General features: G+C 57.5%; 20 protein-coding genes and 1 tRNA gene. 12 read left to right on the top strand and 9 right to left on the bottom strand.

Features of this window, described 5'->3' with window-relative positions; all coding sequences use genetic code 11:
- Positions 1–145 precede the first annotated feature (145 nt).
- Both HEP89_RS25155 and HEP89_RS25150 read left to right on the top strand, forming a co-directional pair.
- The gene (locus tag HEP89_RS25155; protein WP_167579476.1) at positions 146–952 is read left to right on the top strand and encodes a transporter substrate-binding domain-containing protein; all 807 of its coding nucleotides are present in this window, start codon (positions 146–148) and stop codon (positions 950–952) included.
- A 37-nt stretch (positions 953–989) separates the two neighbouring features.
- Entirely contained in the window at positions 990–1,757 is a 768-nt protein-coding gene (locus HEP89_RS25150) for a sulfite exporter TauE/SafE family protein (RefSeq protein WP_077290147.1), read from the top strand.
- 252 nt (positions 1,758–2,009) lie between these two features.
- Here the strand turns inward: HEP89_RS25150 and HEP89_RS25145 are convergent, their stop codons facing one another.
- Both HEP89_RS25145 and HEP89_RS25140 read right to left on the bottom strand, forming a co-directional pair.
- Positions 2,010–3,044, bottom strand: a complete 1,035-nt coding sequence (locus tag HEP89_RS25145; RefSeq protein WP_023003882.1) for a GlxA family transcriptional regulator — start codon at positions 3,042–3,044, stop codon at positions 2,010–2,012.
- Between the two features lie 117 nt (positions 3,045–3,161).
- Positions 3,162–4,007 carry a LysR family transcriptional regulator gene (locus tag HEP89_RS25140; protein ID WP_077290146.1) on the bottom strand — a complete coding sequence of 282 codons (846 nt, stop codon included), beginning with the start codon at positions 4,005–4,007 and terminating at the stop codon, positions 3,162–3,164.
- A gap of 106 nt (positions 4,008–4,113) precedes the next feature.
- Here HEP89_RS25140 and HEP89_RS25135 point away from each other — a divergent pair, with 106 nt between their 5' ends.
- The 6 genes from HEP89_RS25135 (at position 4,114) to HEP89_RS25110 (ending at position 9,734) form a co-directional block, all read left to right on the top strand.
- The gene (locus HEP89_RS25135) at positions 4,114–4,554 is read left to right on the top strand and encodes a hypothetical protein (RefSeq protein ID WP_023003884.1); all 441 of its coding nucleotides are present in this window, start codon (positions 4,114–4,116) and stop codon (positions 4,552–4,554) included.
- Between the two features lie 213 nt (positions 4,555–4,767).
- Entirely contained in the window at positions 4,768–5,580 is an 813-nt protein-coding gene (locus HEP89_RS25130) for a ferredoxin--NADP reductase (protein ID WP_023003885.1), read from the top strand.
- Positions 5,581–5,824: 244 nt separating this feature from the next.
- Positions 5,825–6,688 carry an N-acetylneuraminate synthase family protein gene (locus tag HEP89_RS25125; protein WP_023003886.1) on the top strand — a complete coding sequence of 288 codons (864 nt, stop codon included), beginning with the start codon at positions 5,825–5,827 and terminating at the stop codon, positions 6,686–6,688.
- Between the two features lie 64 nt (positions 6,689–6,752).
- On the top strand, positions 6,753–7,502 hold the full coding sequence (locus HEP89_RS25120) for a class I SAM-dependent methyltransferase (protein ID WP_077290145.1): 750 nt from the start codon (positions 6,753–6,755) through the stop codon (positions 7,500–7,502).
- Between the two features lie 31 nt (positions 7,503–7,533).
- A complete protein-coding gene (locus tag HEP89_RS25115; RefSeq protein ID WP_055653552.1) occupies positions 7,534–8,715 on the top strand; it encodes an acylneuraminate cytidylyltransferase in 1,182 nt (393 codons plus the stop codon).
- Between the two features lie 116 nt (positions 8,716–8,831).
- On the top strand, positions 8,832–9,734 hold the full coding sequence (locus HEP89_RS25110) for a class I SAM-dependent methyltransferase (protein ID WP_168693306.1): 903 nt from the start codon (positions 8,832–8,834) through the stop codon (positions 9,732–9,734).
- A gap of 72 nt (positions 9,735–9,806) precedes the next feature.
- On the opposite strand, the gene HEP89_RS25105 is transcribed toward HEP89_RS25110, so the two are convergent.
- From HEP89_RS25105 to HEP89_RS25095, 3 genes are all read right to left on the bottom strand, one after another.
- Positions 9,807–11,663 (bottom strand): tetratricopeptide repeat protein, encoded by a 1,857-nt coding sequence (locus tag HEP89_RS25105; protein WP_077290143.1) that lies wholly within the window; start codon positions 11,661–11,663, stop codon positions 9,807–9,809.
- 125 nt (positions 11,664–11,788) lie between these two features.
- Positions 11,789–12,223 carry a hypothetical protein gene (locus HEP89_RS25100; RefSeq protein ID WP_168693305.1) on the bottom strand — a complete coding sequence of 145 codons (435 nt, stop codon included), beginning with the start codon at positions 12,221–12,223 and terminating at the stop codon, positions 11,789–11,791.
- A gap of 244 nt (positions 12,224–12,467) precedes the next feature.
- Positions 12,468–12,542, bottom strand: a tRNA-Val gene (locus HEP89_RS25095).
- Between the two features lie 387 nt (positions 12,543–12,929).
- On the opposite strand from HEP89_RS25095, the gene HEP89_RS25090 reads away from it, so the two are divergent.
- The gene (locus HEP89_RS25090) at positions 12,930–14,885 is read left to right on the top strand and encodes a DUF4139 domain-containing protein (protein ID WP_168693304.1); all 1,956 of its coding nucleotides are present in this window, start codon (positions 12,930–12,932) and stop codon (positions 14,883–14,885) included.
- 18 nt (positions 14,886–14,903) lie between these two features.
- On the opposite strand, the gene HEP89_RS25085 is transcribed toward HEP89_RS25090, so the two are convergent.
- Together HEP89_RS25085 and HEP89_RS25080 are read right to left on the bottom strand one after the other, a co-directional pair.
- Positions 14,904–15,566 (bottom strand): HAD hydrolase-like protein, encoded by a 663-nt coding sequence (locus tag HEP89_RS25085; RefSeq protein ID WP_168693303.1) that lies wholly within the window; start codon positions 15,564–15,566, stop codon positions 14,904–14,906.
- Between the two features lie 184 nt (positions 15,567–15,750).
- Entirely contained in the window at positions 15,751–17,394 is a 1,644-nt protein-coding gene (locus HEP89_RS25080) for a methyl-accepting chemotaxis protein (RefSeq protein WP_209014823.1), read from the bottom strand.
- Positions 17,395–17,747: 353 nt separating this feature from the next.
- Between HEP89_RS25080 and rpiA the strand changes: the two genes are divergently transcribed.
- The 3 genes from rpiA to gor all read left to right on the top strand — a co-directional run bounded on the left by rpiA (position 17,748) and on the right by gor (position 20,645).
- Positions 17,748–18,440, top strand: coding sequence for a ribose-5-phosphate isomerase RpiA (rpiA, locus tag HEP89_RS25075; RefSeq protein ID WP_023003895.1), 693 nt, complete (start codon positions 17,748–17,750; stop codon positions 18,438–18,440).
- A 55-nt stretch (positions 18,441–18,495) separates the two neighbouring features.
- Positions 18,496–19,011 (top strand): DUF2059 domain-containing protein, encoded by a 516-nt coding sequence (locus HEP89_RS25070; RefSeq protein WP_031270696.1) that lies wholly within the window; start codon positions 18,496–18,498, stop codon positions 19,009–19,011.
- A 257-nt stretch (positions 19,012–19,268) separates the two neighbouring features.
- A complete protein-coding gene (gene gor, locus HEP89_RS25065) occupies positions 19,269–20,645 on the top strand; it encodes a glutathione-disulfide reductase (RefSeq protein ID WP_168693301.1) in 1,377 nt (458 codons plus the stop codon).
- Between the two features lie 58 nt (positions 20,646–20,703).
- Here gor and HEP89_RS25060 read toward each other — a convergent pair whose 3' ends face one another.
- Positions 20,704–22,251 (bottom strand): diguanylate cyclase, encoded by a 1,548-nt coding sequence (locus HEP89_RS25060; protein WP_208984137.1) that lies wholly within the window; start codon positions 22,249–22,251, stop codon positions 20,704–20,706.
- Positions 22,252–22,447: 196 nt separating this feature from the next.
- Positions 22,448–23,989, bottom strand: a complete 1,542-nt coding sequence (locus tag HEP89_RS25055) for a diguanylate cyclase (protein ID WP_168693300.1) — start codon at positions 23,987–23,989, stop codon at positions 22,448–22,450.
- Positions 23,990–24,010: the final 21 nt, after the last annotated feature.

Below are 24,010 nucleotides of genomic sequence, written 5' to 3'. Positions count from 1 at the left end.
AAGAGCCGTAGATGCCGTTGTCAAAATGAAACCGCAAATACAACGCATGCACACGTAAAACGTGTTTTTTTGATTGACCGATTAGTCAAAAGAAGTTTCACTGATTTGCCTGACTTCATTCATGGCTTTGTTTGAGCGGTATAAAATGAGTGTTTTCAATCATTTGAGAAAGAGAATACTGGTTTCGGGTCTTGCTTGCCTGGCTTTGACACTGTCCTCTGCTGCCCGTGCCGACACGAATGACTGTTCCTCCGTCAAGTTGAACGGTTCCAGTGTCTGGTACCCGATTTCCATGCGCCAGGAAGCCGATGTCGGCCTCAATGGTGTGCTTCCTGACCTCGCAATTGAAATCTTTTCAGCATTGGATTTGCCTTTGGTCATGGGGCCGGATCTGCCGTGGAAACGGCTTTTGACATTGCTTGAGCATGGGCAGATCGACGTCCTGGCGGGGGCCTATCTGACTGACGAAAGGCTCGCCAAGTTCGGCGTCAGTCTGCCGGTCATGCACGAAGATGTCGGTGTCTTTGTCCGCACCAGCCTGGATATTCGCCCTGCATCTCTTGAAGACCTTGCGGGACTGAGGGGCGTTGCACCGTTCGGGGCATCGTTTGGCGAAGAATTCGAGACCTATGCGGCTGCCAAACTGTCCATCGATCGGCAACCCTTCGACGACTTCAAGACCAACATGTACCTGCTGGCAGAGGATAAGGCCGACTATCTGGTCATTGCCCGCCGGGACGGCGAGATGATGATCCAGGAAGCCGGGGTCGAAGGAAAGGTCGAGGTCCTGCCGTGGTCTGCGGCTGTCAACACGGTTCATTTCCTGTTCTCCCGCGCGACACCGTGTATAAGAATGCTGGAGTCCTTTGATGAGGAACTGCAGCGTCGCCGTGAATCCGGTGAGCTGAACAAGCTGATCGAAGGCTACACTCTGCCCACGGGCGACGGATAGAAGAAGCAAGAGACCCCATGCAGCAACAGGTGAAGGCGTGACGGATTTAGGCGCAGCCGGTCCGGGACTGATACTGATTGCCGTGCTGGTGTTTCTGAGCGCAGGGTTCATCAAGGGGCTTGTGGGCTTCGGATTGCCGACAATCGGGCTTGGCCTGATGACTGTGTTTGTCGGTGTCGAAAAGGCGATGGTCCTTATCCTCTGGCCGGCATTCCTGACCAACCTCTGGCAAAGCCTGTCAGGTGGTTACCTGCGCGTTCTCTTGCCCCGTCTCTGGCCGTTTCTGGTGTCAGCCGTGGTGATGCTCGCCGCCGGAACCTTCATCCTCACCCAGTTGCCGGAAGGTGCTGCCGATCTGCTTCTGGGGATACTGATGGTTTCCTACGCGGTGCCGATGCTTGCAGGGCTGGTGCTGCATATTCCGGAAAACCGGGTCGTCCCGGTTGGAGTGGTCGTCGGGCTGGTCAACGGTGTCCTTTCGGGACTGACGGGGTCCTACACGGTGCCCGGTGTCATGTATCTGCAGGCGCTGGGGCTCACGCGAGACGAACTTATCCAGGCAATGGGTCTCCTATTCCTGCTGTCGACGACGGCGCTCGGCATTTCACTTGGCGGTTTCGGACTGATGGGAGGCCAGGAAGCGGTGGCCTCTGCTGCGCTGGTCGTACCGGCCCTGTCCGGCGTCTGGTTTGGACAGCACACGCGCAAGAAAGTGTCGGAGGCCGGTTTCCGCCGGCTCGTGCTGGCAGCAATCCTCGCCCTTGGCCTTTACCTCATTCCACTGGGTCTCTGGCGCCTGCTCTAGCTTTTTCCAGCAGAATTCGTGGCGCTTTGGACCACGGTCAAGGACTTGCGTTTCCAATGTCATTCCGGCCAAGCAAAGCGCGAGCCGGGACAGTGGAAACGTTGTGTTCGCTGTCGTCTTCGGCTTGTTTCGCCAGATCTCGGCTCACCGATCACGGATCTTCGCTACTCTACGTCCTGGTTGACCATGGCGGGCTACAAAAAAACGCCGCGAAGACCGCGGCGTTCGAGAACTGGTTTTTCAGGTCGTGTCTTACTTGGCGATCAGCCGCATGGGGGTGGCGGTGCCGACCCCGGATGTCGTCTTGGTGTTGGCCCACTGGTAGGACTGACGTTCCTCCGTCGGTGTGCACAAGAAGCGCTCGCGGTAGCATTTGGTGAAATGCGAGGTGGAGGCAAAGCCGCAGGCCAAAGCGACATCCAGCACCGGGCGGCTGGTCCGGCGCAACAGGTCGCGCGCGGTTTCAAGGCGCAGGCGCAAGTAGTACTGGCCGGGCGTGCAGTTGAAATGACGCCGGAACAGGCGCTCCAGCTGGCGCGGCGACAGGTTGACCGTCATCGCAAGTTGCTGGCAGCTCAGCGGGTCTTCGATATGCAAATCCATGATCCGGATCGCGTCGAGGATCTTGGCATTCGAAATGCCGGTCCGGGCCTCGATGTCATGGCGCTGCGCAGATTCGCCGGAACGCATGTTCTGGTAGAGCGCGACTTCGGCAACTTCATGGGCAAGATAGGCACCATGCTGGATCGCGATCAGGCGCAGCATCATGTCGAGCGACGCCATGCCGCCGGCACAGGTGATACAGTTGCGGTCGATCGCAAAGATATCGGACGTTACTTCGACATCCGGAAATTCTTCCCGCAGGGATCTCAGGTTTTCCCAATGGATGGTGCAGCGGCGACCGTCGAGAAGATGATACCGGGCAAGCAGATAGGCACCGGTGCAGATGGCGCCAAAGGTGCGGCCCATTGCGTTCAGACGGCGCAGCTTGTTGCCGAGTTCCGTGTCCAGCGGCAGGCGCTCGACGTCGATGCCGGTGCACAAAAGTGTAATGTCGGCATCGTGCAGGTCGCGAATAGATTTTTTGACCGCGACTTCGCAGCCGTTGCTCGCCGTGACGGGATTCCCGTCAAGCGAATAAGTTGTCCATTGGTAGTACTCTCTTCCCAAAAGGCGATTTGCTATTCTGACAGGTTCGATAACGCTGGCGAAAGCGTTCATGGAAAATCGCTCCATGAGCACGAATGCTATCTTCTGGCCTGATTCATCGTGCGCGCGTCCGGACATTTACTGTGCCTCTATGGAAGGTATTATTGCCATTTGTCTTTGGCTTTCAGCAAGTTTTGCAGTTTGTATTTATCTGTCAAATAAAAAACGCTTACAGACCTGATATTCTCGTAAATGTCACAAACGAATTGGCAGCGTTGCCCAGCCCGTCATCCAGGTGCGGAACATTTCATCGGCAAATGCTGTCTTTTTCACCGCGATGCCGACGCTGCGCCGCTCCAGGCCTTCATGGTCGAGCGGGACGCCCGTCAAAGTATCCTTCATCTTCAAATGACCGGCTGGAAGGATGGCAGCGCCAAAGCCTAATCCGGCCAATTCCAGTACCTGCTGATCGTTGACAGCTTCAGCTGAAACGTTCAACGGCAGGCCCGCCAGGGCGAATTCAGCCAGCAGGGCATCATAATTCGGGCAATACCTGCGGGAGATCAGGGAAACGGACTGAAGGTCGTTCATGGAAATCCTGTTGCGTCCGGCCAGCGGATGAGACCTTGCAACGGCAAGTACATAAGGCTCGCTGTAGAGTTCCCGGTACTTGTGGCTCCTGGGGGAACAGGCCTTGTCGACCAGAGAAAGTTCCGCGTCCGCCGCTGCCTGCTCGAAACGCATTTCCAGTGTCGGATAAGTGGTGCGCAGGGCATGGAACGCCCCCTGAAACGCGGGAAGCAGAATATCGGGCGCCGTATAGAGGCTCAGGCGAAGTGGGGGTTCTTTCAGGAAGCGGTTCTCGGCCTCTCCGACAGCCCGCAGGATAGACTGGGCATGGTGATACAAATCGCGACCAGCCGGTGTCGGGCGTAACCCGGTGCGGGAACGGACAAACAGCGACGTTCCAATCGCGTCTTCAAGTTTCTGCAAGGCCTGGGACAAGGACGGTTGGGAAATACCGTGTCCCATCGCTGCTGCGCTGATCGTTCCCAATTCGAAGGCGCTGACGAAATAGCGAAGCGGGGTCACTTCAAGCATAGGAATTGCCTATATCAACGATAGAAATCATAGGAGTATACTGCGAAACAAGCTGAGGGCACAACTCGGGCGGTCAATTGCAACGCCGTACCGAAGGAACTCCCGAATGAATTCCGCAATACCCCTGTCTCCGTCAGAAACCTTTCCGCTGCCTCGAACCGAACCGATCGCCATTCATCGTGTGCTTGATCTGTTTGAAAAAGGGTCACCGGAACTCTTCGGCGAACTGTCGGAACAACTGGACTTCCGTATCGACCACTACCGCGATGAAACCGACGTTGCCTGGCAGGTGGCCTCCGGGCTGGAGGAAATGGCTGGTGTCCTGCAGCGCCTTGCACAGGACGTTTTTCCGAAGGGAACACATATTCTCGCTCTCGCCTCCCAGGCATTGGGGCAGGGATGGTTCCTGACCCGTTTCGAGCAACGGTTCTTCTATCCTGTCAGGAACTGCGAATGTGAAAGCATCACCTATATCCTCAGCCACGAAGACAACGGAAAGCTCGATTTCTTTCGGGAAACCGTGACGACAATTGAAGAAAGACGCTGACGTGTAATGCAGGTGGCGTGGCCGTCCGGCATCGCCGGATGGCCCGTCAGGGTAGGCCTGCGAATGCCTGTAGGACGGAATCTTGAACATTTTTAGAATGATTTTTTTGAACTAAGTGCGTTTAGTGGATCGCAGTTGCTTCAAGTCAAGGCTGGACTAGTGCTACATGAGGCACAATCTAATACGAGCGCTGACATACGGACCAAGATTGACATGAACGTACTTGCCAAACCCGCCGACCTCGAAGCTGCCGCCCCGGCTGGCGCTTTCGTCGAGGAAGTGAAATCCGTCCAGCATTACACGGACCGCCTGTTCCGCTTTCGCATGACACGCCCGGCGAGCTTCCGCTTCCGCTCCGGGGAATTCGTGATGATCGGTCTGATGATCGACGGCAAGCCGCTCTATCGCGCTTATTCCATCGCCAGCCCGGCATGGGACGAAGAGCTCGAGTTCTTCTCCATCAAGGTTCCGGACGGCCCGCTGACGTCTCATCTTCAGAAGATCCAGCCGGGTGATGCCGTGCTGATGAAGAAGAAGCCGACCGGCACGCTGGTGAACGATGCGCTCATCCCCGGCAAGCGCGTCTACATGTTCTCCACCGGAACCGGCATCGCACCTTTTGCGAGCCTGATCCGTGACCCGGACACCTACGAAAAATTCGACCAGGTGATCCTGACCCATACCTGCCGTGAAGTTTCCGAGCTGAAATACGGCGAGGACCTTGTGCAGGAAACCATCAACGATCCGCTGATCGGTGAGTTCGCAAAGGACAAGCTGGTCCATTACACCTCCGTGACCCGGGAAGACTTTCCGCGTCAGGGCCGTATCACCGATCTGATCAAGTCCGGCAAACTGTTTGAAGACCTCGGCGTGCCGCCGCTCGATCCCGCCGTTGACCGCGGCATGATCTGCGGTTCCATGGACATGTTGAAGGACACCAAGGCGCTTCTGGAAGAAGCAGGCCTCACCGAAGGTGCAAACAACAAGCCGGCAGAGTTCGTTGTCGAGCGTGCGTTTGTCGGCTGAGTCGGCAACGGCTTAATCTGTTATTAATGCTTAGATCTTTGGCCGGGGGCGCGTGTTTAACACGTGCCCCCGCGGCTTTATTAATGATCTATTTTGGGTTTTCCAAAGAAAGCAGGGTCAATACACCCTAATATGGGGTTCGCGGGTGGACAGACATTGCCTGCAGTGGCAAGAATCTGTCTTAAAAATGGCAAGTCAGCAGGGCCACTTGAACGCTGCAGGCCAAACATCAAGGTACTGAGCCATGATCTCCGACAGTCGAACCTATGTGATTGCCGAAATCGGTATCAACCATAATGGCGATATCGACCAGGCCCTCGAAATGATCCGCAAGTCGAAGGAGGCCGGGTGCGACGCAGTCAAGTTTCAAAAGCGTACGATCGACGTCGTCTATTCCGCTGAAGAGCTGGCACGTCCCCGTGAAAACGTCTTCGGCGCAACGAACGGCGATCTGAAGCGCGGTCTGGAATTCGGCAAGGCCGACTACGACCGCATCGACAAGCTGTCGAAGGAACTGGGCATCGACTGGTTTGCCTCGCCATGGGACGAAGGGTCAGTCGATTTCCTGCTGGACTACGACACCCCCTATATCAAGGTCGCTTCCGCGATGGTGACCGATCGGGATTTCCTGGAGTATTGCGCTCGCAGTGGCCGGCCCTTGCTGGTTTCCACCGGCATGAGCGACATGGCAATGGTGAAGAGCTTCGTTGACGTGATCGAGCGCTCCGGCGGCGAGATCGCCTGCCTGTACCACTGCACCTCCACCTATCCGACGCGCGATGACGAGATCAATCTGCTTGGCATTTCGACCCTGAAGGACGCTTTCCCCCATCTGAAGATCGGTTTTTCCGGTCACGAAGAAGGTATCCTGCCAAGCGTCTGTGCCGCCGCTCTTGGGGCGTGTTCCATTGAACGGCATGTCACGCTGGATCGCTCGGACTGGGGGTCCGACCAGAAGGCGTCGCTTGAAATGCCGGAAGTCGCTGAGCTGGTTTCGCAGGTGCGCCGGGTGGAAGTGGTCCGGGGCGACGGGGTTCTGCGCTTCTATGAAGACGAGAAGCCGATCGCGGAAAAGCTTCGCCGGAAAGTCACGCTGCAGGCGGCGTGAGACGATTGAGGTATTGGTGGGCTGACCGGAACCGGTCGGCCCTTTTTTTGTTCAAGAGCCATTTATGTCCATCATTGACCGCTGCCTGAATCTTTACCGGGGGGAGAGCTATTATGTGGCTTATCCAGCCCGGCCGCTCCCGCAGGACTATTGGGAAGCAAAGACGGATCCGGACGGCAAGGTCAGGGACATTGAAGCCGAGCGTGATCAGCGCAAGGAAGATGTTCGCTATATCGCGGACTACGTCAACGCACGGTCGCCGGGACGAGTGCTTGATATCGGCTTCGGCCTTGGCGAATTGCTTGAGCAACTCACGGGCAAGAACGAGTGTTTCGGCCTGGATCCTTCCGAGAAGGCGGTAGAGGTCGCTCGCCAATGGTGTTCGGCAGAGCTTCGGCACGGTGTTCTGGAGAAGGGTACGTTTCCTTCAAGCACGTTCGATGTGGTGACCGCCAACCATGTTATCGAGCATGTCGACGAGCCGATCCCCTTTGTTGAAACCATCTTCGAGATCCTGAAACCGGGTGGTGACTTCATTTGTGGCACGCCGAATTTCGCTTCTGCGGCCGCCCGGGTCTACGGTGATCGTTTCCGGTTGCTGCATGACCCAACTCATGTGAGCCTGTTCTCTGACGATTCTCTTGTCAGGCTGCTGCGTGACACGGGATTCCGCATCGAAATGGTCGAATATCCCTATTTCGGAACGCGTTTTGCCACGCGCGAAACGTTCGACAGCATGGCACGGGCCGACGCGGATGTGTCGCCGGCGTTCTGGGGATCTTTCGTAACCGTGTTCGCGCGCAAACCAGAGTGACCCCAGCTTCTCCGAGGTGGTTGAGCAGAAAATGAAAATAGTAGCGGCCATTCCTGCCAGAGGCGGTTCCGTCGGTCTTCCGGGCAAAAACATCCGGCCCTTGAACGGCATTCCGCTTGTCGGCCGGACCGTGCGTGCTGCACGCGGGTCGCGTTTCGTGTCTGAAGTATTCGTTTCGAGCGATTCAGCGGAAATTCTGACAGTCGGTGAGAAATACGGGGCAAAATCCGTTTTGCGCCCGACCGAACTTTCCGGACCGACCGCGAGCTCGGAGTCCGCGTTGATCCATCTTCTGCAGAACGAGCCAAGCCTTGTCAGCGAACCGCCGGACATTCTGGTTTTCCTGCAGTGCACGGCCCCTTTCACGCAGGCACATCATGTCGATCATGTTGTGGAAGCGTTGCTGGCCAAGAACGCGACCAGCGCGATCTCGGTGGTCGATGACCATGGCTTCTACTGGGAAGTCGGCCCCAGCGGCGAAGGCGTCGGTCTCAACCATGATCCGAGCAAACAACGCGTTCGCCGGCAGGATATCTCTGCAAGATACAGGGAAAACGGTGCCGTCTACGCCATGCGTGTTCCCGAATTCCTGGAAGCGGGCAACCGTTACTGCGGAAAGACGATCCTGGTTCCGGTGGATTCGACCTGGATCGAGATCGATACTTCACAGGACTGGGACATGGCCGAGGCTTTCATCCGTTCAGAACCCTTCACCGGCTTCCTGACCGAGACTGAGACCCAGCCCTTGCGGGCGGTTGTGACCGCCTTTGCCGGTGTGCACACGGACAATACGGTTTTCGTCAATCGAGACGGCACGGAGTCAATCGTCTGCAACCGGTATGATGAAATCGGTCTCGACCGTCTGCTTGGCCGCGGCATGATGTTGCTGATGCTGGATCGGGAAGAGGACAGTCTCGCTGTCCAGCGCGCCCGCAAGCTTGCCATGGATTACAAGCATCATCTGTTCGACAAGATGGAAACCCTTTCGGACTGGCGCACCAAAAAGGGGCTGGAGTGGTCCGAGATTGCCTATATCGGCGCAGACATTGCGGATCTCGACTGCATGAAGGCTTGCGGTCTGAGCATCGCGCCGCGCAATGCGCCTGCTGAAGTGAAGGCAACGGCAACGGTGGTTCTGGAAAGTGCCGGCGGTGCCGGTGTGCTGAATGAAGTCTCCGAGCTGCTGATTGCACGGGGCATGATTGCCAACTGACAGGACCGTCATCACTCCAGGTGGTGACATGGAAGAATTTGGGTTCGGGGTTCGCGATACGTGCAATCTGCAAACGTCTTCGCTCCCCGGGCACCTTGCGACTGAGAAGGTGAAATATGGCCGTAGACCCACTGCAAAAGAACCTTTCGGTGTTCGATACGCTGCAGCAGCTCGGCCTTGCATCCCTTGAAACCCAGAGTGTTTTTGCACCCCGTACCCGCGACAAGGAGGGTTTGACCGTCTATCGCGACACGGTTTCAGGTGTTGTCTATATCAATGATTACTATGTCGGCGACGAGACCTACGAAGGCGCTGAACACCGCAAGGACGACTTCTACAAGCGCATCGACTGGGACTACGAATACCAACAGGATCAGTACCGGCGTCTGGATGCCTACAAGCAGTTTTATACGGGCAAGACAGTCACCGAGTTTGGATGCTGGAAAGGGCTTTTCCTGAGAGAGGCCGCCAGTCGTGGTGCCGATGTCACGGGGATCGAGCTGCACAGGGGTTACATCGAGGCGCTGGTTGCCGATGGCTATCGCTGCGTGGACAATCCAAACCAGATCGCTCCGGCAACGCAGGATGCGGTCTTTGCCTTTCATGTGCTGGAGCATCTTCCCGACCCGCTTTCAACCTTGCGAGAGTTGCGCGCACTGCTGACGGACACCGGAACACTGATTGTCGAGGTTCCGCATGCTTCCGATTTCCTGTTGTCCAATCTTCAGAACGAAGCTTTCAAGAATTTCACCCTCTGGAGCCAGCACCTTATTCTCCACACACGCGAAAGCCTGAGGCGGCTGCTTGTCGCTGCCGGCTTTGCGGATGTCGTGATTGAAGGGGTGCAGCGGTATCCGCTTTCCAACCATCTCGGCTGGCTTGCCAACGGCAAGCCCGGTGGCCACAAGTCAAGCCTGTCCGCATTGGAAACACCGGAACTCAGGTCGGCTTACGAGGCTGCGCTCCGCAAGATCGACGCGACCGATACGCTTGTTGCGATTGCCAGAAAGGCTCGCTAAGGCGGAGCGGCCAGTTCAACAAACGTTCGCACTGCTTTGCCGCAGGTTCACTGGCAGCGCCTGCAAAGCTTTCTACAGGCCCAGCCGTTCGTTCCGTTTGCCAGGATAACCGGCTGCCAGTTCTTCACGCATGACCTGAATGACCTGCGGTACCATCTCCACCGTCGGATGCGTCTCGTCGATGTAGATGTACTTCATGCTTGGATACCAGGGAGGATTGGCCTGGCCGAGCAACAGGGCGGGTTCCACCGGGCCGAAGCGCACGCAGGGAACGCCAAGAATGCCCGCCATGTCTGCAACACTGGTATTTGCCGAAACCACAACATCGCAAATGGCGGTCAGGTCGGCGGCCGCCATCAGGTCGTTGAAGAGATCGACGTCCGGGAAATAGGTGAACTTTCCTTCCGAGCGGGCCACCAGGAAGTCGAGCTCCTTTTGCAGGGCCATGTACTGAAGATTGACGTAGATCGCGTCTTCAGCATCAAGGATCGGCGCAAAATCAGGCGCGGACAGGTAATAGCGCGCGCGGTATTTTTCCAGGTTCCGTGAGCGCCAGGAGACGCCGATAATCGGTTTCTTGTCGGCGTCCGGCAGCCTGCCGAGATATTCGCGGGCCTTTTCCTGGTTGAATTTGTAAACCGGGTAGGGGGCCTTCTTGAAGCTCTCGAAATCCCGCCGGAAATAGCGCGCTAGATCGACCATGTTGGCCGTTATGTCGTAATCCGCATCCTCCGGGGCCTGGTCGTCCTTTGGCGTGCCGGGCCTGACAAGGATCTCCGGAAACGAATTCTGGAAGAAGGGAACCGACTTCGCCGACACTTCGAGAATGAGCTTTTTCGCTCGCGCCTGGATATCGAGAAACATCGTGCCGCACTTGAGCGCGTCACCAAGCCCCTGATCGCCCCACAGCAACACCGTTTTGTCCGAGATATCCTCGCCTTCCCATTCCGGCTTTGGAAACTCACGTCGTTGGGAGGTTGCTTTCTTGTCTTCAAAGCGGGCCGCGTGAATGTCCCAACCCGTTTCGAGGTTGCCCATCGACAGATAGGCGAGCGACAGGTTCCAGTCGAGGCCGGAAATCACGCCGCCAGGTGCTTCCTCCTTTGCCTTCTGGAGAATGTCGATACTGTCCTGTCCGCGGCCGAGCATGAGGTAGTGAACCCCGAGCGTAACCTTGCAGTGATAGTTGCCCGGTGTGCCTCTGACGGCCTCTTCGGCGTATTTCAAGCCCTCGTGTGCCCTGGAAATCGAGAACAGGATACGGGCCTTTTCGTGGAGCAGGAGCGGGTTGTTCTTGAAGCGCTCCAAGGCCTTGTCGATCGCCTCGAGCGAGGCGTCGAACTGTTTCAGTTCAAGGCGACAACGGGCCTGTTCGATACAGTTTTCCACGTTGTCCGGTGCAAGCATTTCCGCGCGTTTGAAGAAGGTGAGCGCTTCTTCAAATCGGTTGTTCTTGCGCAGAAGCAGGCCATAGTTCGTGTAGACTTCACCATGGTTCGGATTGGAGACAAGCAAGCTCTTGAAGATTGCTTCCGCTTCTTCAAACTGTTGCAGCCCGGTCAGCGCAATTGCCTTGATGTTGAGTGCCTCGCGCTCTTTCGGGTTGAGCGACAGGGCTTTTTCCGAAACGGCGAGCATGCTTTCCGAATCCGTTCCGATGTCCATCATCGCTCGGGCGAGGTTGGCATAGAACGACGCCTGGTTCGGGTTCTGGGCAATCGCCTTCTGGATGTATTCAACGGCCTTTTTGGGCGATCCCAATTGCCTGTAGGTCACGCCTAGCAGATTGAGCGCATCCGGATTGGTCGGCGCCTTTTTCAATACCAGCTTGTAGCACCGCTGCGCCTTTTCAATCTCACCGGACTGATGATAGGACAGCCCCTTGACGAGCTTTTCGCGTAAAGGATTTGGAGCGGTTTGCGTGGCCATCTTCTATCTGCTCTTCGGGAATCACTTGAAGAACAATAGCAGGAAGGGGTCTCAAAGGCAGGCCGACAAGCCAAACTGTCCGGATTACCTTGGGGATTGAACCTGAATTTCTTGCTCGAAAGAGCTTATTGCCGTCGGAACTGCTGTGACTGGAATTGCTGGCGTTGGTATTGTTGTGGCTGGCCCCGCTGCGGCCGGTAGTCTTCGCGCTGGTATTGCTGGCGCCGATAGTAAGACCTGTTTTGCGGCTGGCCCAGCCGGCGTTGTCTTTCCAGTTGTAAAAGGCGAACTCTTTCTTCGCGCAATTGCTGAACGCGCTGCGCTTCTTCCAGTTCAAGCCTTTCCTGCGCCAGTCGTTGTCGCTCGAGTTCCAGAATCAACATCTGCTGCTGCAGAAGCGATTGATTGAGCCGCTGTTGCTCGTCGGTGAGCAGAGGAGCTGACGGCAGTTGGATGTTCTGCGAGGACTGCGCGCGAGCGACCGTTGCGGGCGCAAGGACCGCAAATAACAGGATAAGTGCCGCAGCTTTATTGGTCGCGGAGCGAAACATGTCATCCATGCCCAGTGCCGGAGCCAGGGCTTTGCTGGCGGGCAACACGAAACCGGATCACTTCCGGTTCACCCGATCATCAGGGTCCGCTCAACGGAACGGATCTGACCACTATACACGCTCACCTTTTGCAGGGCTGGTTTTCAGGAAAATTTGCCCAGATTTCTGGCAAGAGTTGCAATTGTGGTGAATCGGATCACGGCAAAGTAGTGAAAATTGCGGCAACCGGATCTGGATGTAAGCAAAAGGAAAATGGTGGGCGATACTGGGATTGAACCAGTGACCCCTCCCGTGTGAAGGGAGTGCTCTCCCGCTGAGCTAATCGCCCATGCCTTGGCGGCTGGTGGCGCGTATCTAGGGCAAATCAACGGCTTGCGCAACACCCTTTTTCTGGAGCCGACGTCTGTTGCTTGGGCTCATCGGTTCTAGCCAATTGCTTTTTGTACTGATGCCACGGAAAGAGGTGACCCGCTGTCCCGGGCGAAAATTTTTGTCGTCTGACCGGCAACGTCTGGAAAATCGGGGGGGCCGTAATGTGGGGCGGTTTCCTGTCGGCGCGGTCTTCCGTTTGGTGAGGTATTCATCGAGCGGTCGGATCCGGAAGGTTGTCGTATCGCGTGACAGATTATGTCAGGAGCCGTTATCAGTCTTCGCGAAAAGGCCGTATTTAAAGCGGACGATCGTTTTCGCTGACTGTTTTTTGGAGTGTTTTTAAATGATTGCACGCGTTTATTCTCTCGCGCTCGTGGGGCTTTTCCTGCCTGCCGGGGCGTTTGGCGCCGACAATGGGCCTATTACCAGCATCACGCTGTCTTCGGGTGGTCTCGCCGAAGTGGTTCGCAAGGCGGATATTGACAGCAGCGGCCTTATCAACATGACGGTCCCGCTCGAACAGGTGAACGATGTGCTGAAGAGCATTGTCGTGTTCGATGAGGCAGGCGTTGTCGAGGGCATTACTCTTCCCGGCCCGAACCCGCTGGCGGAAACCTTCAAGAAACTGCCGTTCACCGTTGAGGACCTGCAGTCGCCCGCACGCCTTCTGGCAAAACTGCAGGGAACCCGCGTGCGTCTGGAAAAGGCCGGGTCCACGGTCGAGGGTCTCGTTCTCGGCGTGTCGGTGCAGGATGACGGCGACAGGGGGCAGTCCTTTGTCATCTCGGTTCTCAGTGATGGTCGTATCACCGGTGTCGGCCTGTCTGCAGATACCGAAGTAACGTTTCTCGATGAAGACATTCAGCAGAAAGTTGCCAAGGCCTTGTCGGCCGTTGGCAACGGCAAGTCGGACGGCGCGCGAACCGTTGCCTTGAAAGTGGCAGGCGAGGGCGAACGTGAGGTCGCGGTTTCCTACGTCGTGCCGGCTCCCATCTGGAAGACGGCTTACCGCGTGGTGACGATGGCCGATGACAAGGCCCGGCTGCAGGCCTGGGCCGTACTTGAAAACGCCAGCGGCGAAGACTGGGACGATGTCAGGATAACCCTGTCCTCCGGCGCACCGGTAACGCTGAAACAGCGGCTCCACGATCTTTACTGGAAGCAACGGCAGGAAGTGCCGGTGGATGTGTCCAGCGGCTATGTGCCTCCTGTCGACATGGGGGCGGAACCGCAGTTTGATGTTGCCGAGAGCGAGGCCCGCATGCCGGGCGCGGCGCGTTCCAGCTTCATTGGCTCGGCGGTTGCGCCGGAAATGGTTCTCAACATGGCCGCTGCCAATGTCGGCGAGGTGAGCGAAGGCGCGGTCACCGCGTCCTTCACAATTCCATGGCCTGTCGACCTTGAAAGCGGGGAAACCCTGTCGGCACCGATCGTCGACAAGGTCGTATCCGCCGAAACGGTTTCCGTATTCCAGCCGGAAAGCGGCCTGCAGCATCCCATTGCTGCAATCCTGATCAAGAACGAGACCGAAACCAGCCTGCCGCAGGGCATCCTGACGGTTTATGACGAAAAGGAAGGATATGTCGGTGATGCGCAGATCAGCGGCATGCCCTCGGGCGAAAGCCGCATGGCAAGCTTTGCGACCGACAAGAAGGTCAGGATTGCACAGTCAACATCTGCCGACAGCCAGATCGTCTCGATCAAGGTCAATGACGGGGTTCTGAACGCGATGGTGCGCGAGCGATCCTCGACGCAATACGCGATCAAGGGAGCCCCGGACGGTGACCGCACGATTGTCATCGAGCATGCCAAACGTCCCGGGTGGCAGTTTTCCTCCGAGCAGGAATTGGACAGCACCGCAACGCACCACCGTTTGAAGGTGGAAGTGCCTGCGGGAACAACGGAAACGGTTTCCGCCCTGCAGGAGCGGACCTTGTCGGAGACCTATTCGCTGATCTCCACCGATGCGAACCAGCTGCTTTATCTCTCCAGGCGTTCGCCGGACAAGGAAACCGCTGCAAAACTGAAGGAACTGTCGGAGCTGCAGAACGAGATCGCGCAGATCGAGCGCCAGATCCAGCGCTTGCGGCTGGAAAAGGATGAGGAGAGCCGGGACCAGGAACGCCACCGGGCCAACCTGGCGGCTCTGGAGCCGGGGGCCGATCTCTACAAGCGTGCCGCCCGCAAGCTGGAGGAAAGCGAAACCCGGATCGAGGATGTCGACACGGAAATTGCGGCACTATCCGTGCGCCGGGAAGAAATCCGTGAAACCCTGGGCGATGCCATCAGGACATTCTGATGTCTGACAGGACCAGCCTCAGGACTTGAGCGAAGCGACGGCACCAGCCAGCTCGTCGAAGTGCGAAATGACCCGGTCCGGGGAAAGGTCCCGGACCGGCACGACCGTATAGCCGAAATCGACCGCGATGACCGGAATGCCGGCGTTACGGGCGGCATCGATGTCGGTGCCGCTGTCACCGATCATGATGGAACCGCCGATTTCTCCACCCGCCCGGTGGATGGCACCATGCACGGGTTCGGCATGCGGCTTTGCCACGGAAAACGTATCGCCGCCGACGACGGCGTCGAAATGCCTGGCGAGATCGAGTGTAGCCAACAGCGGATGCGTCAGCCGCTCGGCCTTGTTGGTGCAGACCGCCAGTTTCCATCCGTCTTTTCGGAAGTTTTCCAGCGCCGCGACAACGCCGTCGAACGGTTTGGTGTGTACCGCGATATTGGCGGCATAATGCTCCAGAAAATGCACATAGAGCGGCGCCACGGTTTCATCGGTCCAGGAAATGCCGTTGAATTCCAGGCCGCGCTGGATCAGCACCTTTGCACCCAGGCCGACCATGTTGGCGATGTTGTCCTGGGGAATGGCCGAATGCCCTGCGGAGGTCATGACGACGTTCAAGGTGGCGACGAGATCTTCCATGGACGACACCAGCGTGCCATCCAGATCGAAAACCAGAACGGACATGAGACCCTCTGAAATGCAGGAGTGGGACGGCAAGAACGCATTCATGCTGAAAGGCATGATTGCGGGCAGGTAAACCGGCCCCGGAATGTGGGAAAGGCCTGCATTCACCTGAACGCAGGCCGCCTTCAATGCCTAGCTGCATAGCCGCTCCGCCGCAAGGGGGGATCGGCTCCGCCGGTTTGTTCTAGAGTTTGTACGCGGTCCGGAAGCCACCCCAGTGACGGCCCTGAACGATGATCGGCGCGTCGATCTCCTTCATCCAGACGATATTGCCGCCGCCCATGTCCCGGGCATAGGACTGGATCAGGAAGGGGCGCGTGTTGCGCGCCGCGCTGAGGCCGGCCCGGTCATCGAAGATGCGCTTGTTGCGGCAGTTGGCCGTGTTCCAGGCAACATCATCCGGTTTTTGCGGCTTCGAGTAGATCAGATTGTGTACCGGCAGATAGCCGTTGCGATCGACCGAGGCGCAAAAGGCCATACCCTTGCATTTGCCGAGGATTTCTTCCTGGATCGTTGGCAGGATTTTTTCCAGATGAGCCAACGCGCGGGTCGACACCTGCGGTGGGTTGGTGCCGGCTATGTGCTGGTAATTGGTATCGAACAGGTCGTCCATGGTCAGCTGACGCTGCGCGATGAGACCTTCCATCGCGTTGGAAATGCGTGAAGCCCCTGTCTGGACGCGTTCCACTTCGACAGCGTGGCTTTCATGAATGGATGCGATCTTGCGCTCCAGGTCCGCCTGAAACCCGGCATCCTTGTTAACGAAGCAACCGTGGCAACCATGTTCGGAAACGGCGACGATGCGGACTTCCACCTGGCCGATTCCGGTGAGATCAAGACGGGCATTCATGCCCTGTTTCAGGTTGGAGCCACCTTCGGGCCGGAACAGCGTGCCGCCTTCCGAAATGTCGTGGGTCTCGATCTGTGCGGATGTTCCGCCTGCTGTCACCGATCCGGAAATCTTGATCGGCAATCGGTCGTGCTGACGACGATCGCCGATTTCGGTCTGCCGGATCATCATGGTGAAGCGGGACTGCAGCGCTTTTGAAGCCGTGCTCATTTCCGCTCCGGTTTCGCGCGCCAGCATGCCACCTTCTTCTGCTGCCGCCGCAGACTCCGTGATCGTCTGCGCGGTGCGCAGCACTTCCTGAACGAAGTCCGCCGTCTGCTGTGCCTGGTCACCGATCCGGTTCGTGGTCTCAACCTGGGTCTGAACCGCATCTTCGACAGCCGCAAAGCTGGGCCGTATCCTGCCGATAACATCGATGATCTGGTTGACCGAGCCGAGGCTGAGTTCCGCTGACTGGTTGAGGCGGTCGATGTTGGCGACGATCTGTTCAGTTGCCGACTGGGTTTCCACCGACAGCGCCTTCACCTCGCTCGCGACAACGGAAAAGCCACGGCCGGCTTCGCCTGCGCGGGCAGCTTCGATGGTGGCGTTCAGGGCCAGCAGGTTTGTTTGCTTGGCAATGTCCGAAATCAGGCTGACGACATTGGCAATGTCATCGATCGCGTTCTTGAGCTCCAGAACACCCTGGTTGACCTGGGCCGCGACGTCGCGGGCCTCTTGTGCCAACTGGTTGGACACACCGACCTGCTGTCCGATTTCGCTGCTGGAGGTGGTGAGATCCTGAATGGACGTGGCCAGTCCCGAAGCGTTCTCATTGGCAACGGCCGATTGGTCCGCAAGCGACTGACTGTCGCTGCGGATGGTCTCCAGCTTGTCCATCTGACTGACGAGCCGGTCCTGCACCTTCTCCGCCGCGGCGTTGATTGTCTTGGCCGCGACTTGCAGATCGTCTTCCAGGCTGTCCAGTACGAAGCTCATCTGGCTGGCCGCCAGCTGCGCTTCCGGCTGGTTTCCGGAAGTATTGTCAGTTTCCTCAGGGGCAGGTATCTTGTTGTTTAAATTATTGTATTCGTCTTTCTGCCTTGGTCTAAGTCGAAGAATGTTCATTTGATTCTGTGCTTTCCAAACCCTAGACAATTGAAAGCATTATCTATTGTTGGTCTGAAATGATGGTTAATAAACCGCGGATATGGGCGCTATGGCGGTGTTTCCCCGTTGAAGAGGGGGAATGTCACTGGACCGGCGGAGGCCGGCCATGTTAAGCACCCGGCGGCCGGATGGAGATGATTGCTTGGTCTTCTCCGCCGACAGGTTGGCCCTAGGAACGGTAAATGAGCGACCAGTACAAGAAACTGGCGGCGGAGCGCGCTGCCGACGATGTCACATCCGGAATGCGTCTTGGAATTGGGACCGGTTCGACCGCGGAATTCTTCGTCCATGCACTTGCCCGTCGGGTACAGGATGGCCTGGACGTTATCGGTGTGCCGACTTCGGAGCGCACGCGGGAACTGGCGTCGAGCCTCGGCATTCGGCTGACCACGCTCGATGAATTGCCGGAACTTGATCTGACCGTCGATGGAGCCGATGAACTGGACCCCCATCTGTCGCTCATCAAGGGTGGTGGAGGAGCCTTGCTGCGCGAGAAGATCGTGGCATCAGCGTCGGCCAACATGATCGTCATTGCAGACGGCAGCAAGGAAGTTGCGACGCTTGGCCGCTTTCCCCTGCCGATCGAAGTCGTTCCCTTCGGTCTGGAAGCAACGCGGCGCGCGATCCTGAAAGTGTTTGGGGATCTTGGTCTGCCGTTGAACATGGCTTTGCGCGGCGGATCGGCTCAGCCTTTCGTCACGGATGGAGGTCACTTCATCCTGGATGCGCAGCTTGAAAGCATACCCGAGGTCCAGACCCTGGGCGACCGGCTGGTTGCCATCCCGGGGGTTGTCGAACACGGCCTCTTCATTGAACTTGCAACAAAAGCTTACGTGGCCGGCACAGATGGGGTAAAGACCGTCTTGCCCATCTAAGTGGTGTGGATTTGGCTTTCCAGACTAAAGATGAAAGCCGCCTAGGAGTAGAAAAATGAAGCTTATCAAATCTTTCCCGCGGGCAGCTGTATTGGGCGCAGCCATGATGGCCGCTGGTTTTGTCGCCTCGGGCGCAGCCGCACAGGATGCCGTATCTGAAAGCCACCTTGCCGCAGCCAAGCAGGTTGCCGTTGTGACCAAGGTTCTGGAACCGTTTGACGATATTCTTCCGATCCTTGCTGAACAGACCCGGACGGCTTTCATTCAGTCCGACCCGACCCGTGCGGAAGAAATCGCCGAAGTCGTTCAGAATGTCGCGCTGACGCTGGCGCCGAAGCGGACCGAGCTCAACAATCTGGTTTACAAGGCCTGGGCAGACGCCTTCACCGAAGAAGAGCTGAACCAGCTTGCTGAATTCTACAGCACCGAACTCGGCCAGAAGCTGACCGAAAAGATCCCGACCATCACGCAGTATTCCGTTGGTGCTGCCCGTGAATGGCAGGACAAGGTTTCCACCGAAATGGTGACCATGGTTCAGGAAGAACTGGCCAAGCTGAACGCAGCTCAGTAAAGGCAGGGCTCCCGCGTCGGCCATGCCGATGGCAGGGAACACGCCTTTCACACGAATAAGTGAGGCCGGGGTCATGTCCGGCTTTCGGGCCGCGCAAGCGGCCCAATTCTTTTGGAAATGGCCCGTTTTGGCTGTCCCTGATGGCCTGGCCCTACCGGGCATCCGGACTTGTACCGCAGCTTCGGTTGCCTATCTGCGGGGCTGGCAAGGCTCTGCCGGACGGCAGCCGGCGGACTTTTGATCACGATGAGGCACTGATGACCGACTACGATTACGATCTCTTTGTTATTGGCGGCGGCTCCGGCGGCGTACGCGCTGCCAGAATTGCCGCGACACACGGCGCCCGGGTCGGTATCGCCGAGGAGTACCGTTACGGCGGTACCTGCGTCATTCGCGGCTGTGTGCCCAAGAAGCTGTTTGTCTACGCCTCGAAGTTTTCCGAAGAATTCGAAGATGCGGAAGGCTTTGGCTGGACGGTCGGCGAACGCGCCTTCTCGTGGGACAAGCTTGTTGCGGCAAAGGATCAGGAGATCACGCGCCTCGAAGGGATCTACCGGCGCAATCTCGAGCGGACCGACGTGGAAGTCCACGACAGCCGCGCGGTGATCGAAGATGCCCATACAGTCCGCCTGCTGTCCACGGGACAGACCTTGAGCGCGAAATACATTCTCGTGGCCGTCGGCGCGTCTCCGAACGTGGACGAAGGTCTGCCGGGTGGCGAGCATGTCATCACCTCGAACGAAGCCTTTCACCTTGCCGAACTGCCGAGCAAGATCGTGGTTGCCGGTGGTGGTTACATCGCGGTCGAGTTTGCCGGTATCTTCAACGGGCTGGGGGTCGATACGACGCTGATCTATCGCGGAGAGGAAATTCTGCGCGGCTTCGACGGTGAGCTTCGGACCGCGGTTCGCCAGGAAATGGAGAAGAAGGGCATCAAGGTGGTGCTCAACGACACGTTCTCCAGGATCGAGAAGGAGGCAGACGGCACTCTGACAGGTTACACCAAGGGTGGGCTTGCGCTGGAAGCAGGTCAGATCATGTTCGCCATCGGCCGCAACCCGCATACCCGTGACCTCGGTCTTGAGAAGGCCGGTGTCGAGATGGATGCGGCGGGTGCGATCAAGGTTGGTGCGGACTCCCGCACCAATGTGGCTTCCATCTATGCCGTTGGCGACGTCACCAACCGGGCCAACCTGACGCCGGTTGCGATCCGGGAAGGCCATGCCTTTGCAGACACGGTCTTCGGCAACAAGCCCTGGACGGTCGACCACAGCCTGATTGCCACTGCGGTGTTCTCGCAGCCGGAAATGGGCACGGTCGGTCTCACACAGGAAGAAGCACTGCAGCGGACGCCCAATCTGGATATCTACAAGTCCAGCTTCCGTCCGATGAAGCACACCTTGTCGGGCCGCGATGAAAAGATGCTCATGAAAATGATCGTCGATGCAGACACGCAGAAAGTACTCGGTGTCCACATCATGGGACCGGACGCCGGCGAACTGGCTCAGATCCTCGGCATCACCTTGCAGATGGGCGCGACCAAGGCCGACTTCGACAGGACGATCGCCGTTCATCCGACCGCTGCTGAAGAACTCGTCACGATGCGTGAACCGACCGAGCGTCTGCGCGGGTAGTTCGGCGGCAATTCAAAAAGTCAGGAGCCTCTGCGGGGTAACTTGTCCCGCAGCGGTTTCATTCTGCAGGCCCTGACGCTGCCCGCCGCAGCGGCTCGTCTTCAGGGTCAGTCAACACGCCGTCTGGTCCGACTTCCAGATCGAGTGAATCGGAATAGAAGGAATACCGGCCCCGGCCGAGTTTCTTCGACTGGTATAGCGCGGCGTCCGAACGGGTGACGAGTTGTTCGGAAGTCGTTCCGTCCTCCGGGGCGATCGCAATGCCGACACTAAGACCGATCTGCGCAATATCGCCACTTGAGATCGGTACGGGCAATTCGCCGGCAGCAACAAGGGCCCGGCAAAGTGTGTTCAAGGTTTCCCGCACAACACTGCCACGATAGATCACCATGAATTCGTCGCCGCCGATACGGCAAACCAGACCGGGTTTGCCGACGGCTTTGCTCAGGCGCTCCGCCATGGTCTTGATGACGATATCGCCCGCGGCATGTCCGAAGGTGTCGTTCACCGCCTTGAACTTGTCCAGATCGCAGTGAATGACGGCAAAGGGCTTGTCCGGCAGGGTTTTGACCGAGGATTCCAGGACACGGTTGAACTGCAGGCGGTTAGCGAGCCCCGTTAACGTATCGTGCAGAGCCAGGTACCTGTTCTGGTGTTCGCTCGCCTGAAGGGATGTGGTCAGCTGGCCGATCCGCCAGGCAATGCCGAAGGCGAGGGCGCCAAGGGCAACACTCAGAACCACGATGACTGGGACGATGGTTGGCCAGATGGATTCGCCGACGGTCTGGCTGTCCCAGCGAAAGGTTCCGAGCGGGTCGTCATTCTGATCCTTGACAAGATGGCGCGGCCCTTTGCCGGGCACGCCTGCATCTTCCTCAAAACCGAAATTGGCGAAATTCAGCTGCGCGTTGAGCTGGCCGAGCAGATAGGCGTCAACATAATGAGCTGACAGCAGCACGGTGGGAGGCCCGTCGGGCAAAGTCTCTTCATAGTCGTCCGGAATGATCGGCATCGCGCCGAATATGGCCGGTTTGCCGTCGATATGGACAAAACCCATGACGGCATATTCCCCGGGATCTGCTCCTTGCAGGGACTTGTGACCGAAACCGCCAGGCACCCGCACGCGGTTTTGCAGGTACAGCGCCTTCAGTTTTTCATGAACAATTTCAAGCTCCGGCGTTTCGGAGACGGGACGCCGAATGATGTGAGTATAGTCTGCGAAGGATTCAGCCAGAACGTCCCCGTTTCCGGAGATCAGCATTACCTTGCTGTGGCGATAGGTTGACCACAGGGTGTCGAAGCTGCTTCGAACGTAGTCGGGATCGAAATTGCGCACCAGCTTGAGCACCGACTGGTCGGACGACGCGATGCCGATCTGCTCGCGAACGATGGTGCGAAGGTGATCTGCCAGCGTGCTCTGGAACAGACGTTCCTCGTTGGCGATGGCCTGCTGCCGGGAAGCTTGAGAGGCAACGAAACCGACGAACAGCAACGAAACGGACGTAACAGCAATCAGCAATCCGGCAAGCAGAAACGCCAGCCGGGAAATATGCTGCCGGGGAATTTTCGCGGCCTGGTCGCTATATCTACGCCTAAACTCGGTCAAGTTGAGATCCCGATTGGGTCTTTGTTTGTTATTCTGAATTCTTGCCACTAAAGAGTAAAGTGATTGTATCAACGAATACCTTAACAGGATGTGGGAGTATTAAAAAACTTACGAGTTTTCGTGAGGTACATCCTCAAAGGACTCTGCCTTTTATAGTATTAATGACAATGTAATTTGCCGCTTTCGGCAGTGCCCGCTAGTGTGACGCCGGAATTGCTTGCAGATCCATCTGCTTGCGGGCCTTGGCAGCCTCGAGACTGTGCGGGCCCGCAAATTCATAAGCATTGCGGCCCTTATCCTTCGCTCGGTAAAGCGCCATGTCGGCCATGCGGATCAGATCTTTCTCGCTCGTGCCGGACTCTGGCGCGCTGGCAATGCCGATGCTGACACCGATGTTGACCTGTTGACCTCCGCCAATGTCTATCGGCTCGGCAATCGACCGGCGGATTTCCTCGGCCAGTGCTGCAAGCCTGTCCCTGTCTGCATGCTTGGTGAAGAGGACAATGAATTCGTCTCCTCCAATCCGGCTGACGACACCATCCTTGCTGACCAGAAGCCGCATTCTGTCGGCGACAGTACAGATGACCCGGTCACCGGCTTCATGCCCATATGTGTCGTTCACCGGTTTGAAGCGGTCGAGATCACAGGCAAATATCGCAAATCCACGATCCGGTAGGCCATCCAGCGAGAAAGTGAGGCAGTCGGAAAAATGATGCCGGTTCGGCAGCCCTGTCAGAGCGTCGTGTCGCGCAAAGTGGCGGTTCTTCCGTTCGCTCTCTTCAAGCGAGGCCGACAGACGGCTGATCTTCGTTGCAAGCGCAAAGGCGACGATTGCGATGATGGACGCCAACAGGACGATCAGCGGCAGGGCCATGATCCAGATTTCGCGACCCGGTTTGGAATGGTCCCATCTGAAATAGCCGAACGTGGACCCGTCTGCCGCCTGTACAAGGTAATTCGTTGGGTGTTTGCGTTCAGGTTCACCGGGGAAAAACCGGAAATCCCTGTAGCCGAGTTGTTCGTTCAGTCCGGTCAGCCAGTCCTGATCTATGTAGACGGCATTGACCAGGATTGCCGGATAGTCGCCCACCAGCCGGACATGACCTTCATCGGGTAGAACCGGGATGGCGCTGAGGAATGCTCGGGATCCGTCGATCTGGGCAAAGGCGGATTGAGACGTTTCCAGCAAGGCGGACTGAGGCAGGTACCATTCGGCAAAAACGGAGTTGGAACCGTCCTGCCGCTTCCTGAAAGCCGCAGCCGTTTGTTCGGCAAGTTTCCGAACAAGATTTTCGGCCGGCAATTGCCGATTTTCAATCAGGACATCGTCCCTGATTGCCTGCGCGATCAAGGTCCCGTCCGGCATCACGACGAAAGTCCGGTCGAGGTTGAAATCTTCCCAAAGGTCGCCGATCAGTTCGTCTTCGATGAACTCGCGGTCCAAAGGGGCCTGAAGGGCGTTGAAGGTATCGTCCCACTGAGCCATCGTCACCTGGTCTCGCGCGACCTGGCGGTGGATGTCCTTCAAGGTGTTGGTCAGACGCATCTGCTCGGCTTCAAGGGCGCGCCTGTCGGCTTCGCCCCAGGCCATGTGAGCAATGAAGGTGAGGGAAGCGGTCGACAGGAAAATCACGAGCGCTGCAAGGCTGTAGATCCACACCTTGATCCGCCGGCCGGCTTCGGGAGCCTCCAGCCCTGGATGTGTTGTTTCAGATGTCTTTTTCTTCAAACGGAACAAGAAACCGCCATCCCCTCTTAC

The organism is Labrenzia sp. 5N, assembly GCF_012395805.1.
Taxonomy (GTDB): domain Bacteria; phylum Pseudomonadota; class Alphaproteobacteria; order Rhizobiales; family Stappiaceae; genus Roseibium; species Roseibium algicola.
Note: the sequence above shows the minus strand (reverse complement) of the source record. Positions and strands in the feature narration are given on the sequence as shown.

Excerpts from the sequence above, each read along its gene's own strand:
- HEP89_RS25125 (WP_023003886.1), top strand. The coding sequence starts at position 5,825 with ATGATCTCCGACAGTCGAACCTATGTGATTGCCGAAATCGGTATCAAC.
- HEP89_RS25085 (WP_168693303.1), bottom strand. The coding sequence starts at position 15,566 with ATGTCCGTTCTGGTTTTCGATCTGGATGGCACGCTGGTGTCGTCCATG.
- HEP89_RS25155 (WP_167579476.1), top strand. The coding sequence starts at position 146 with ATGAGTGTTTTCAATCATTTGAGAAAGAGAATACTGGTTTCGGGTCTT.
- HEP89_RS25090 (WP_168693304.1), top strand. The coding sequence starts at position 12,930 with ATGATTGCACGCGTTTATTCTCTCGCGCTCGTGGGGCTTTTCCTGCCT.
- HEP89_RS25135 (WP_023003884.1), top strand. The coding sequence starts at position 4,114 with ATGAATTCCGCAATACCCCTGTCTCCGTCAGAAACCTTTCCGCTGCCT.
- HEP89_RS25080 (WP_209014823.1), bottom strand. The coding sequence starts at position 17,394 with ATGAGCTTCGTACTGGACAGCCTGGAAGACGATCTGCAAGTCGCGGCC.
- HEP89_RS25110 (WP_168693306.1), top strand. The coding sequence starts at position 8,832 with ATGGCCGTAGACCCACTGCAAAAGAACCTTTCGGTGTTCGATACGCTG.
- HEP89_RS25115 (WP_055653552.1), top strand. The coding sequence starts at position 7,534 with ATGAAAATAGTAGCGGCCATTCCTGCCAGAGGCGGTTCCGTCGGTCTT.
- rpiA (WP_023003895.1), top strand. The coding sequence starts at position 17,748 with ATGAGCGACCAGTACAAGAAACTGGCGGCGGAGCGCGCTGCCGACGAT.
- HEP89_RS25145 (WP_023003882.1), bottom strand. The coding sequence starts at position 3,044 with ATGTCCGGACGCGCGCACGATGAATCAGGCCAGAAGATAGCATTCGTG.
- gor (WP_168693301.1), top strand. The coding sequence starts at position 19,269 with ATGACCGACTACGATTACGATCTCTTTGTTATTGGCGGCGGCTCCGGC.
- HEP89_RS25100 (WP_168693305.1), bottom strand. The coding sequence starts at position 12,223 with ATGGATGACATGTTTCGCTCCGCGACCAATAAAGCTGCGGCACTTATC.
- HEP89_RS25070 (WP_031270696.1), top strand. The coding sequence starts at position 18,496 with ATGAAGCTTATCAAATCTTTCCCGCGGGCAGCTGTATTGGGCGCAGCC.
- HEP89_RS25105 (WP_077290143.1), bottom strand. The coding sequence starts at position 11,663 with ATGGCCACGCAAACCGCTCCAAATCCTTTACGCGAAAAGCTCGTCAAG.
- HEP89_RS25130 (WP_023003885.1), top strand. The coding sequence starts at position 4,768 with ATGAACGTACTTGCCAAACCCGCCGACCTCGAAGCTGCCGCCCCGGCT.
- HEP89_RS25120 (WP_077290145.1), top strand. The coding sequence starts at position 6,753 with ATGTCCATCATTGACCGCTGCCTGAATCTTTACCGGGGGGAGAGCTAT.
- HEP89_RS25140 (WP_077290146.1), bottom strand. The coding sequence starts at position 4,007 with ATGCTTGAAGTGACCCCGCTTCGCTATTTCGTCAGCGCCTTCGAATTG.